The sequence below is a fragment of the Pollutimonas thiosulfatoxidans genome (genome assembly GCF_004022565.1).
Lineage (GTDB): Bacteria > Pseudomonadota > Gammaproteobacteria > Burkholderiales > Burkholderiaceae_B > Pusillimonas_D > Pusillimonas_D thiosulfatoxidans.
Genome location: NZ_CP022987.1, coordinates 1,052,064 through 1,063,304, shown reverse-complemented (window position 1 = coordinate 1,063,304; position 11,241 = coordinate 1,052,064). Strand labels below are relative to the sequence as shown.

Here is an 11,241-nt window from a genome sequence, read left to right as displayed (position 1 = left end):
AGGGTAGTCATGGTGGTATTGGATCTAGTTGGGCGGCTATTCGTGCTCGCCGAACTTGCTCTCGAACAACGCCCGAATTTCCGTCAGCGCCTGCTCGGCATCGTCGCCGACGGCATCTACCTTGACGGTTACGCCCAGCCCGGCGGCCAGCATCATAACGCCCATGATGCTTTTGGCGTTGACACGTTGTGGTCCGCGGGCGATGAAGATCTCGCTGCTGAACTTGCCGGCCAACTGCGTGAGCTTGGCGGCCGCGCGGGCATGCAGGCCCAGCTTGTTTTGAATGACAATGTCGATGGAAGGCATAGGATTCTTAAGTTCAACAGGACTGGTCGGCATTGACAATACCCCTTAGCGCACCGATACGGACGCTCTCGCTGAGTTGCTCCGGATTCTCTTGTTGATCGGTCAGGGCCTTGAGCACCATGCACAGGTTGGTCCCGGTGATCAAGTGGGCGGTCAGGCCGCGATCGGCGGCCAGCCGGATCGCCCGTTTGGCAATATTGAATGGTGTGGCCCCAAAGATATCACACAGGACCAGCGTGGCCTCAGTAGGCGTTTGCAGGAGGCGGCCTGCCAGGCGCGTGACTTCGGCCTCGGGGTCGGCGTCAGGCGCGACATCGAAGACGATCAATTCGGGTTTGTTCCCGAGCACGTGCGCCGCACAATCGGCAAATGCAGCAGCCAGGGGTTGGTGCATGACCAGGACTATGCGGGCCATTTAGTGTCCTGCTGCCTTCTCGAGTGCCACAGCGAAATGCTCGGCGACGTCGAAGTCGGTCTGTTCGGTGATTTCAACAAAACATGTAGGGCTGGTTACGTTGACTTCGGTGATGTAGTCGCCGATGACGTCCAAGCCCACCAGCAACAGGCCGCGCGCAGCCAGGGTAGGCGCAATGGCCTCGGCGATCTGGATATCGCGGGGTGTCAGGGGCTGCGCGACGCCACGCCCGCCAGCCGCCAGGTTCCCGCGGGTTTCGCCGGCCAGGGGGATACGCGCCAAGGCGTAAGGCACGGCCTGCCCACCTATCAATAAAATGCGCTTGTCGCCTTTCGTGATTTCGGGAATATAGCGCTGAGCCATGATGGTGCGCTTGCCGTTGTCGGTAAGCGTCTCGAGGATGACCCCCAGGTTGGGGTCGGCCGGCTGCAAGCGGAAAATGCCTGTGCCGCCCATGCCGTCCAGCGGCTTGACGATGACATCGTTGTACTGCGCATGGAAAGCGCGCAGGCGCGCCATGTCGCTGGTGACCAAGGTAGGCGTCGTGAATGCCGAAAACTCGGTGATGGCCAGTTTTTCGGGGTGATTGCGTATTGCTGCACCCGAGTTGAACACCTTGGCGCCCTGGTTCTCGGCATATTCGAGCAGATGCGTGGCGTAGACGTACTCCATATCGAAGGGAGGATCCTTGCGCATCAACACCGCATCGAAAGCGGACAAGGGCGTATCGGCCCAGGCCTTGCGTTCGGTCCACCAGTCGTGCCCGTGCAGATCCGCCTGCTGCGCAAGCTCGATGCCCAGGGCTGCAGCCTTGACGACGCCCTCGTCTATATACAAACCGCCCTGGTAGGCAACGCTAAGCTGGTGCCCGCGTGCTGCCAAGGCTTGCATCATCGCCACGGATGAGTCTTTGTAGGCCTTCAGGGTGGGCAGAGGATCGATAACGAACAATACGTGCATAAGGCACCTGCGAACGACCCCGCTGCCGGCGCAAACCAGCTAGCGGGGATTTTGAGTGTGTTGGCTTAGGCGGATTCGCCCGTCTTGCCAGGAGTCGCTTTTTTGCGTGGCGCCAGCACCATGACCATTTGCCGGCCTTCGAGCTTGGGCATGGCTTCCACCTGGCAAAGCTCGGTGAGATCGTCGCGCACGCGTTCGAGTACCCGCATGCCCAGTTCCTGGTGAGCCATCTCGCGACCGCGAAACCGCAGTGTAACCTTGGCCTTGTCGCCTTCTTCGATGAAGCGGCGCAGATTGCGCAGCTTTACCTGGTAATCGCCCTCGTCGGTGCCGGGCCGGAATTTGACTTCCTTTACCTGGATGATCTTTTGTTTGGCGCGAGCTTCCTGTTGACGCTTTTGCTCTTGGTATTTGAACTTGCCATAATCCATCAGGCGGCAGACGGGAGGCACTGCATTGGGTGCGATCTCGACCAGGTCTACTTCGTTTTGTTCTGCCAGAAGCAAGGCGTCAGAGGTTTTCACGACCCCTAGCTGGTCGCCCTCTACTCCAATAAGGCGCACCTCAGGGACGCGGATCTCACCATTGATGCGATGTGGTTTTTCGGTTGCGATGTCTAAAACTCCTAGAATGATAAAAAAATCAGCTTTGCGCGGCTGCACCGCCGTCCTGGCGGGTGTCGATCTCTTTTTGCAGGCGTGCAATGAAGTCGTTTAGCGGCATGGCGCCAAGCTCCAGGCCGCCACGACCGCGCACCGCCACCTGGCCGGTTTCGCGTTCTTTTTCGCCCACCACCAGAATGTACGGTATTTTCTGCATGCTGTGTTCACGGATTTTACGGGTGATTTTTTCACCACGCAAATCGGCGCTGACCCTAAACCCTTGTTTTTTCAGGCTTAGGGCGACTTCGTTGGCATAAGCGGCAGAAGATTCCGAAATACAGCACACCACAGCATGCTCGGGCGCAAGCCAGGCCGGCATCGCGCCCGCGTGGTTTTCGATAAGCATGCCGATAAAGCGCTCGAAGGACCCGAGTATGGCCCTATGCAGCATGACCGGCGTTTTGCGTTGATCGGCTGCGTCGACGTACTCGGCGCCCAGGCGCTCGGGCATCGAAAAATCGACCTGTATTGTGCCGCACTGCCAATGCCGTCCGATGGCATCCTTGAGCGTGTATTCGATCTTGGGGCCATAGAAGGCGCCTTCGCCAGGCGAGACTTCGTACTGGCAGCCGGTATGGTCCAGGCTGTCCATAAGCGCCTGCTCTGCTTTGTCCCAGACCTCGTCCGCACCAATGCGCTTGTCGGGCCGCGTGGCAACTTTGTACAAAATCTCGTTAAAGCCGAAATCGGCATAGACCTTTTGCAGCAGCGCCGTAAATGCCGCGCATTCTTCCTGCAACTGGTCCTCGGTACAAAAGATATGGCCGTCGTCCTGCGTAAAGCCGCGCACGCGCATCATGCCGTGCAACGAGCCAGAAGGCTCATTGCGATGACACTGTCCGAACTCGCCATAGCGAATGGGAAGCTCGCGGTAGGAATGCAGCCCCGCATTAAAGATCTGTACGTGACCAGGACAGTTCATGGGTTTGAGCCCGTAAGTACGACTTTCGGATTCAGTCGTGAACATGTTTTCGGCGTAGTTGTCCCAATGGCCGGTCTTTTTCCAAAGGGATAAGTCCAGAATCTGCGGCGCCTTGACTTCCTGGTAGCCATTGTCGCGATACACCGCGCGCATGTACTGCTCTACCTGCTGCCAAAGCACCCAGCCCTTGGGATGCCAGAAAATCAGGCCTGGGGCCTCGTCCTGGAAATGAAAGAGGTCCAGCTCGCGGCCCAGCTTGCGGTGGTCGCGTTTCTCGGCTTCCTCGAGCATGGTCAGATACGCGCTTTGCTCTTCTTTGGAGGCCCAGGCCGTTCCGTAGATACGTTGCAGCATCTCGTTGTTGCTGTCGCCGCGCCAATAGGCACCGGCGACCTTCATCAGCTTGAAGACCTTCAGCTTGCCGGTCGAGGGCACGTGAGGTCCACGGCACAAGTCGATGAAGTCGCCCTCGCGATACAGGCTGATGGGCTCGTTGGACGGGATGGAGGCGATGATTTCCGCCTTGTAGGTCTCGCCGATACTGTTGAAATAAGCCACCGCATCATCGCGCAGCCATTCTTCGCGGGTAACTGGTTCGTCCTTGCGGGCGAGTTCTGCCATCTTTTTCTCGATGGCTTCCAGGTCTTCCGGCGTAAAGGGACGCTTATACGAGAAGTCGTAATAAAAGCCGTTGTCGATGACCGGCCCGATGGTTACCTGGGCTTCGGGAAACAGCGACTTGACAGCGTAGGCCAGCAAGTGCGCGGTCGAGTGACGTATAACGTCAACGCCATCGGCGTCCTTGGCGGTGATGATGGCCAGGTGGCTGTCTTGCTCGATAACGTGGCTGGTGTCGACCAGGCGCGGCTCCGCGCCTGCCACTGTTACCCGACCGGCAAGTGCTGCGCGTCCCAGCCCCGTGCCTATGGAGTGGGCAACGTCGCTGACACTGACTGGTCCGGGGAACTCGCGCTGCGAGCCGTCGGGTAAAGTGATCTGAACCATAAAAGGTGTCCTGAAAATGCAAAAACGCGGCACTAGCCGCGTTGGGGGTATGTTGATTTTGCTGGTAAGCGAATGAACAACACGCGGCGACTACGATAAAAGCCAGGTTGTAGTTCGCGTAGCGTTCATGCTGATAGAGTCGTCGGTAATGGGCTAAAGTATTGTGCCCTAGTGTAACACCTGCTGCGCGTTTTGACACGGCGCAACATGGTAGGCAAACCAGCTTTTGACAAGCCTCTTTCGGTACGCTAGAATCTCGTTCTTTCTAGGCGGTTAGCTCAGTTGGTTAGAGCGCTACGTTGACATCGTAGAGGTCGCTGGTTCGAATCCAGTACTGCCTACCATTTCTCTGTCTTAAAACGCCTCGCGCGTTCCCTCATCGGCTTACTTCACGGCCAAACTCTCTGAATAAACTATAGCCCGCTGGCTCAGTACGGCCTACGCTTTGGCGCTCTTGAGTGACCAGGACGAACAGGCTACCATGCGCCTTGTAACGATTGTTAACCGGAAATTCTGGAGGACGGGCGCGTGGGAAAGACATCAAGCCTTCTATTGGTGCTGACTTCCTTTTTGGCGGCAGAAACTGGGTTCGCGGCAGACGCATCCAGTGAGCAAGGCGCGTACATCGGTTTGTTCGGCGGCTTCGGCTCGGCCTCTTCGGCAAGCCTGCAACAGAGAGGTGCCGTCCACCTCCCTGCCGAATTCAGGTATCTACCGATCAATGCCCGGGGATACACAGGTAGCGGTACCCGCGTTACGGTGGGTGGAGCCCATGTGGGTTATGAATGGAATCGCTGGAATCTCGGAACATCCAAATGGAGCTTGAAGCCAGGTGCCGAGCTTGAGGGCATCTATCTTGGAAAGCATACGCCAATTGGCGAGATGCCGGTTACCCCTAGATTCTTGGGCACCCAGTATGTGACCATCCCCATGACGGCCACCGTTTTGCTTGCGAACGCGACCCTTACGCTTCAAACGCCGTACTCGGGGAAGATTCTGCCGTACATTGGACTGGGAGCGGGAGCGGCCTTTACGTCGATCAAAAGGTCAGACTCGGCGAACCCTTCTGAGCCCGGTATCAATCACTTCAACTCAGATCCGGACGCGTCGGACTCTGCGTTTGCCTTGCAATTTAAAGCAGGGATCAAAGGGGAGATATACGAAAACCTATCTCTGTTTGCCGAATATCGGCATCTTTCCATCGACGCAACGAGCTATACCTTCGGATCGACCAATTACCCCGGGGAGCACTTCCCAACTACGACATGGCACGTGAACCAGGGGCGCCAGAAATACAATTTATTCGTCGCGGGCCTTCAGTATAAATTCTGAGTCGACCCTCAGGCCGCACTGCCTACCAGACTGTCTACCACAGTGCCGACATCACTGGCACTGTCTTCCCAAAACTTAAGCTCGTCGTTTTGTATACCCAGCACCAGCCGGGATGTACTGCCCAACCCTTCGCGTATCTTGGCTCGCAACAAGGCGATGGCATCAGAGCGATGATGATCGATAACGGTCGCTTGGACGAAGATGCGTTCCCCGGATTTTTTCAAATAGATGATGCAGCCATCATGCATGGGTTTGCTGTCGTAAGCGGTGATTTGCCCTTCGATGCCTTTTTTCAGTTCACCAATAAACGTGCCGTAGCTCATGGAACATGCCTCGCGAACAGAGATGCAAATACTCCAATCTTATTACAAAAGCATGAAAGCGGTGCACTGCCTTATACGGCGACGGCAGGTCTACGGAAGGCAAGTCAGGTGACTGCCTCGGGTTGCACCTGGGCGTCATAGGCGGACTCGTCCAGGATGCGCTTCAGGGCCAGGACGGCATCCCATACATCAACGTAGCGCAGATACAACGGCGTAAACCCGAAGCGCATGATGCCAGGATCGCGATAGTCGCCGATAACGCCCTGCTCTATCAGTGCTCGCATGACGGCGTAACCATGAGGGTGGCTGAAGCTGACCTGGCTGCCCCGCTGCTCATGACAGCGCGGGGTAACCAACTGCAGTCCATGGCCCACGCACATGGTTTCAACCAGCGAGATAAACAAATCGGTCAGGGCCAGCGACTTGCGGCGCAGTGCTGCCATATCGGTTTGTGCGAAGATATCCAGCCCGCATTCCACCAGCGCCATCGACACCATGGGTTGGGTACCGCAAAGCGCGGCGCGGATGCCCGAATGGCGCTGATATTCGGGCAGCATGGCGAAAGGCTGCGCATGGCTCCACCAGCCCGACAAGGGATGGCGGAAGGCAGGCAAGTGCCGCGGAGCCACCCAGATAAATGCGGGCGCCCCGGGGCCGCCATTCAGGTATTTATAGGTGCAGCCCACGGCGTAATCGGCGTTGGCCGCCGTTAAATCGACCGGGACGGCACCCGCCGAATGGGCCAGGTCCCAGACCACCAGGGCCTGGTTCGCGTGAGCCAGCTCGGTCAGCCCAGCCATATCCAACATGTGCCCCGTGCGATAGTTCACGTGAGTCAACATCACCACCGCCACGTCATCATCGATGGCTGCCGCCAACTCGTCAGGTGTATTCACCAGGCGCAACTGATAGCCTCGGTCCAGCCAGGTGCTCAAGCCCTGCGCAATATAGACATCAGTCGGGAAATTGCTGGCTTCGGTCACGATGATGCGACGTGGGCTCGTCGCCTGGCGGGTGGCTTGGCTATGCACTGCGGCGGCCAATGCCTTGAATAGATTGATGGAGGTGGAGTCGCTGATCACGACCTCGCCCGCTCCGGCCCCAATCAGCGGAGCAAGTTTGTCGCCCAGGCGTAGCGGCAGGTCGAACCAACCCGCCGTATTCCAGCTACGTATCAGGCCCTCGCCCCACTCTTGCGCCACCACCTCTTGTGCGCGCGTGGCCGCTGTGCGGGGCTGGGCACCCAAGGAATTGCCGTCCAGATAGATGAGACCGGAGGGAATCGAAAATTCGTTGCGCAAGGTCGCCAGAGGGTCGTTCTGGTCCAACTGCAAACAATCGTCACGGTTGAGCGTGCCCACGCTGTCTCCCTATGCCGCCGCTACGCTTTGAAGGAAGGCAGCAATTTTTTCGGATGACTTGATGCCAGGCGCGCTTTCAACACCGCTGCTTACGTCCACTGCATAAGGCCTTACGGCGCGGATGGAGTCCGCTACGGTCGCTACAGTCAAGCCACCGGCAAGTATGACCGGCCTGCTGTCGGTCGCGCTGGACACCTTGGACAGCAGCTGCGCATCGAAGGCATGGCCGCTACCGCCGTAACCCGCGCTATAGCTGTCGAACAACCAAGCGGTAGCCGACGCATAACGCCGGCACTCGTCCAGCAAGGATGCCGGGGTGTCCAGGCCGGGCGCACCCACGCGGAAGGCACGGATATAACGCTTGCCGAAGCCCTCGCAGTAGTCAGGTTGTTCGTCGCCGTGAAATTGAAGTACATCGGGAGCGACCTGGTCGATGACGGCCTGCACCTGGTCGACTGCGGCGTTGACGAACAGCGCCGTGACGCTGACAAAGGGGGGCACGGCGTTGCGCAACCGGCTGGCCTGCGACAGACTTACCGCACGCTTGCTGGAAGGATAAAAAACCAGGCCGATCGCATCCACCCCCGCCTGCACGGCGGCTTCCACGTCTTCAGGCCGGGTCAGGCCGCAGACCTTGACGCGGGTTCGTTGTGCAGTTGTCATCGCTGCCATGTCCTACTGAAAAGCGGAGCCAGGATCTTCAGCCCCGCCACCACCATATTGTCCCGCACCGTACATGCCTTCATTCCCGAACGTAATTGTGGACGGATCTACCACCACCGCGTCGCTCTTATAGTGGGTAACCATACCCGGGAAAATCATGACGGCGGCTACCATCGCGACCTGTATGCAGATAAATGGTACCGAGCCCCAATAAATCTGCCCAGTGGTGACCTTGGGTATCACCTTGCCGGTGATCCGGTCGTGATAGTCGTCCTTGGGCGCCACCGATCGCAAATAAAACAAGGCGAAGCCAAACGGCGGATGCATGAACGAGGTTTGCATATTGACTGCCAGCAAGATCCCAAACCAGATCAGGTCTATGCCCATCTTGTCGGCGACGGGTCCGAGTAGCGGAATAATAATGAATGCGAGTTCGAAAAAATCCAGAAAGAACGCCAGGAAGAAGGTCAGCAGGCTGACCACGATCAGGAAGCCCCACTCTCCTCCCGGCAGACCGATCAGCAGGTGTTCGACCCACATATCCCCATTGATGCCTCGGAAGCTCAGGCTGAATACCGTGGAGCCCACCAAAATGAACACGACAAAGCAGGACAGCTTGGTGGTGGTGTCCATGGCTTGCTTGAGCAATGCCCAGGAGAAACGGCCTCGGGATACCGCCATGGCCAAGGCACCGACGGCACCCATGGCCCCGCCTTCGGTAGGCGTCGCAACGCCAATGAAGATAGTACCCAGCACCAGGAAAATAAGGAACAACGGCGGGATCATCACGAACGTGACCCGTTCAGCAATGGGGGACAGCAGACCCAGCCTTAGCACCTTGTTGGCCAGGGCGATGATCAGCGCCGTAATGCCCCAGGCCACCAGACTGATCACGACGCGCTCATCGACCGGCACCTGCGTGTGCTCGCTGAAGTAATGCTGCGTGGCGAAGTAAGAGACGGTCGAGGCAATGACCGTAAGCACGACTAATGAGCGCAGCCCGCGCGTGCCATCGGGCCTGTCGTAGATGCGTGCCTCTTGCGGTAGGGCGGGCGCACTGGTCGGCTTGAGAAAAGACATGAGCACGACGTAGGCAATATAGCTACCCGCCAGGAGCAGGCCCGGTACCATAGCGCCCCGGTACATATCGCCGATGGAGCGACCCAGCTGGTCGGCCAGGATGATCAGCACCAGCGAAGGTGGAATGATCTGCGACAAGGTGCCGGAGGCCGCTATGACGCCGGTTGCCAACCGCCTGTCGTAACCATAGCGCAACATGATGGGTAAAGAAATAAGCCCCATCGAGATCACCGACGCCGACACCACGCCGGTCGTGGCGGCCAGCATGGCCCCGACCACCACCACTGCAATCGCCAGCCCGCCCCGCACGGGGCCAAACAATTGCCCGACGGTTTCGAGCAAATCTTCAGCCATGCCGGAGCGTTCCAGTATGAGCCCCATGAGGGTGAAGAAGGGAACCGCCAGCAGTGTGTCGTTGGCCACAATACCGAATACCCGCTGCGGCAAGGCCTGGAACAGCGCCGGCTGCATCAGGCCCAGGTCGATAGCCACCAAGCCATATAAGATACCGTTGGCGGCCAGCGAAAAAGCCACCGGGAAGCCCAGCAACAAGAAGACGATCAGGTTGATGAACATGATCGGAGCCAGATTATCGATGAAGAACTCCATGATCAGAGGCCCCTGCCAGTAGTGGTGTGTGTAGTGGCATCAGCCGCGTCTTGTTCTGCCTGGCGGCGGATTTCATCCGCCAGTGCCTCTTCGGCGCTTTTACCATCCGGCAGAGCCATCGGATCAGGGCAGACGCCCTTCAGGAAGCCCACACACTTGATCAATTGCGATACGCCAGCAAGGATAAGCAGGAAAAAGCCTACCGGGATCAGCAACTTGACCGGCCAGCGTATCAGCCCGCCGGTATTGGATGAGAGCTCATGAAGAACCAGCGACTCGTAGAAGAACGGCAAGGAAAGCCAGAAAATCAACGCGCACGCGGGGAACAGAAAAAATACGATGCCGAATATCTCGATGTAGATTTGCGTACGGCGAGAAAGCCGTTGAGACAGCACATCCACGCGCACGTGCTCGTTGCGCAGGAAGGTGTAGCCGGCCGCAAGCAGGAAGATCGCGCCAAACAAATACCATTGCAGCTCAAGCCAGGCATTGGAGCTGACATTGAAGACCTTGCGGACGACGGCATTGGTGGCGCTGACCAGCACGACGACAAGCGTCAACCAGATAACGGCCTGGCCGATGCGCGTGTTGATCGCGTCAATGGCTCTGGAGATAGACAGGAAGAAATTCATGGGGACCACTTAGGGGTAGGAAGAGTCCGGTTGTTCGTGCACGCCGATAAGCGTGAGCTTGGTAAAACCTGACGAGTATAGACGAGTGTGTCAGATCGAAACGGATGGATTCTATCCGATCTGCTCTGCTTTGCCTGTTGGTGTATGCCCCAGCCTACCCCGATGGCATCTGTATGCCCAGATGCGAGAGTACAGCTGCGCTGGCGGGCGTATCGGGCAATGAAAACTCTGCCGGATAGGCGGCATGAGCCAGATATAGCCCGGCTGCTGAAAACGTTGGCGCGGAGCGCTTGCGATCGCGCTGGCTCAATAAGTCAAGGATCCATTCCGGCTCTTGCTTGGCTTGTCCGATGTAGATGATGGCGCCCATCAGGTTGCGTATCATGTGGTGCAGGAACGCATTGGCCTTGAAGGTGAACATGAAGTAATCGCCGAACTGCCGTACGTCGGCCTGCAACAGATCGCGCACCGGACTGGCCGCCTGACACTGCGACGAGCGAAAGCTGCTGAAGTCATGGCGGCCCAGCAAGTGCACCATGGCCTGCTGCATGCGCAGCAGATCCAGAGGGTGGTATACCCAGCCAGCGCGCCCATGCATCAGCGGTGATCGCAGCCGCGTATTGCGTACCAGATACACGTAACTGCGCGATGTCGCCGAATAGCGGGCATGGAAAGTTTCTGGCACTTCGCATGCCCACTGGACGGCTATGCTGGAAGGCAGCAAGGCATTCAAGCCGCGCACCCAGGATTCCATGCGCCGCGTTGCGGTGGTGTCCAGATGAACCACCTGCCCCAGGGCGTGGACGCCCGTATCGGTACGCCCCGCGCAGAAGGTATTTACCGGCAGTGCCAGGAACCTGGCCAAGGCACCCTCGAGGGTATCCTGCACGGTGCCGCCGCCCTTCTGGGTTTGCCAGCCCAGCCAGTCAGAACCATCATAAGCAATACCCAGTGCCACTCGTGGCATGGCG

12 protein-coding genes and 1 tRNA gene are annotated in these 11,241 nt (G+C 58.1%); 2 read left to right on the top strand and 11 right to left on the bottom strand.

Going from position 1 to position 11,241, the window contains the following annotated elements; translation table 11 throughout:
• Positions 1-36: 36 nt before the first annotated feature.
• From CKA81_RS05135 to thrS, 5 genes are all read right to left on the bottom strand, one after another.
• Positions 37-306: an HPr family phosphocarrier protein gene (locus tag CKA81_RS05135; protein ID WP_128354331.1), complete on the bottom strand. Its 270-nt coding sequence runs from the start codon at positions 304-306 to the stop codon at positions 37-39.
• Between the two features lie 13 nt (positions 307-319).
• A complete protein-coding gene (locus CKA81_RS05130; RefSeq protein WP_128354330.1) occupies positions 320-721 on the bottom strand; it encodes a PTS sugar transporter subunit IIA in 402 nt (133 codons plus the stop codon).
• Positions 722-1,681 (bottom strand): glutathione synthase, encoded by a 960-nt coding sequence (gshB, locus tag CKA81_RS05125; RefSeq protein ID WP_128354329.1) that lies wholly within the window; start codon positions 1,679-1,681, stop codon positions 722-724.
• A 65-nt stretch (positions 1,682-1,746) separates the two neighbouring features.
• Positions 1,747-2,343 carry a translation initiation factor IF-3 gene (gene infC, locus CKA81_RS05120; RefSeq protein WP_394342529.1) on the bottom strand — a complete coding sequence of 199 codons (597 nt, stop codon included), beginning with the start codon at positions 2,341-2,343 and terminating at the stop codon, positions 1,747-1,749.
• On the bottom strand, positions 2,324-4,270 hold the full coding sequence (thrS, locus tag CKA81_RS05115) for a threonine--tRNA ligase (RefSeq protein WP_128354328.1): 1,947 nt from the start codon (positions 4,268-4,270) through the stop codon (positions 2,324-2,326). Before thrS ends, infC begins: the two co-directional genes overlap by 20 nt.
• Before the next feature lie 267 nt (positions 4,271-4,537).
• Between thrS and CKA81_RS05110 the strand changes: the two genes are divergently transcribed.
• Both CKA81_RS05110 and CKA81_RS05105 read left to right on the top strand, forming a co-directional pair.
• Positions 4,538-4,614 (top strand) — tRNA-Val (locus tag CKA81_RS05110).
• A gap of 184 nt (positions 4,615-4,798) precedes the next feature.
• Entirely contained in the window at positions 4,799-5,602 is an 804-nt protein-coding gene (locus tag CKA81_RS05105) for an outer membrane protein (protein WP_228255797.1), read from the top strand.
• A gap of 8 nt (positions 5,603-5,610) precedes the next feature.
• Here the strand turns inward: CKA81_RS05105 and CKA81_RS05100 are convergent, their stop codons facing one another.
• The 6 genes from CKA81_RS05100 to truA all read right to left on the bottom strand — a co-directional run bounded on the left by CKA81_RS05100 (position 5,611) and on the right by truA (position 11,237).
• A complete protein-coding gene (locus tag CKA81_RS05100; RefSeq protein WP_128354327.1) occupies positions 5,611-5,925 on the bottom strand; it encodes a hypothetical protein in 315 nt (104 codons plus the stop codon).
• A gap of 104 nt (positions 5,926-6,029) precedes the next feature.
• Positions 6,030-7,286: a kynureninase gene (gene kynU / locus CKA81_RS05095; protein WP_128354326.1), complete on the bottom strand. Its 1,257-nt coding sequence runs from the start codon at positions 7,284-7,286 to the stop codon at positions 6,030-6,032.
• A 9-nt stretch (positions 7,287-7,295) separates the two neighbouring features.
• Entirely contained in the window at positions 7,296-7,949 is a 654-nt protein-coding gene (locus tag CKA81_RS05090; RefSeq protein WP_128354325.1) for a phosphoribosylanthranilate isomerase, read from the bottom strand.
• A gap of 12 nt (positions 7,950-7,961) precedes the next feature.
• Complete coding sequence (locus tag CKA81_RS05085) at positions 7,962-9,638, bottom strand: TRAP transporter large permease (protein ID WP_128354324.1); 1,677 nt, start codon at positions 9,636-9,638, stop codon at positions 7,962-7,964.
• Positions 9,639-9,640: 2 nt separating this feature from the next.
• A complete protein-coding gene (locus CKA81_RS05080; RefSeq protein ID WP_128354323.1) occupies positions 9,641-10,270 on the bottom strand; it encodes a TRAP transporter small permease subunit in 630 nt (209 codons plus the stop codon).
• 154 nt (positions 10,271-10,424) lie between these two features.
• Positions 10,425-11,237 carry a tRNA pseudouridine(38-40) synthase TruA gene (truA, locus tag CKA81_RS05075; RefSeq protein WP_128354322.1) on the bottom strand — a complete coding sequence of 271 codons (813 nt, stop codon included), beginning with the start codon at positions 11,235-11,237 and terminating at the stop codon, positions 10,425-10,427.
• Positions 11,238-11,241: the final 4 nt, after the last annotated feature.

Excerpts from the sequence above, each read along its gene's own strand:
- thrS (WP_128354328.1), bottom strand. The coding sequence starts at position 4,270 with ATGGTTCAGATCACTTTACCCGACGGCTCGCAGCGCGAGTTCCCCGGA.
- CKA81_RS05135 (WP_128354331.1), bottom strand. The coding sequence starts at position 306 with ATGCCTTCCATCGACATTGTCATTCAAAACAAGCTGGGCCTGCATGCC.
- CKA81_RS05085 (WP_128354324.1), bottom strand. The coding sequence starts at position 9,638 with ATGGAGTTCTTCATCGATAATCTGGCTCCGATCATGTTCATCAACCTG.
- gshB (WP_128354329.1), bottom strand. The coding sequence starts at position 1,681 with ATGCACGTATTGTTCGTTATCGATCCTCTGCCCACCCTGAAGGCCTAC.
- CKA81_RS05100 (WP_128354327.1), bottom strand. The coding sequence starts at position 5,925 with ATGAGCTACGGCACGTTTATTGGTGAACTGAAAAAAGGCATCGAAGGG.
- truA (WP_128354322.1), bottom strand. The coding sequence starts at position 11,237 with ATGCCACGAGTGGCACTGGGTATTGCTTATGATGGTTCTGACTGGCTG.
- CKA81_RS05080 (WP_128354323.1), bottom strand. The coding sequence starts at position 10,270 with ATGAATTTCTTCCTGTCTATCTCCAGAGCCATTGACGCGATCAACACG.
- CKA81_RS05130 (WP_128354330.1), bottom strand. The coding sequence starts at position 721 with ATGGCCCGCATAGTCCTGGTCATGCACCAACCCCTGGCTGCTGCATTT.
- CKA81_RS05090 (WP_128354325.1), bottom strand. The coding sequence starts at position 7,949 with ATGACAACTGCACAACGAACCCGCGTCAAGGTCTGCGGCCTGACCCGG.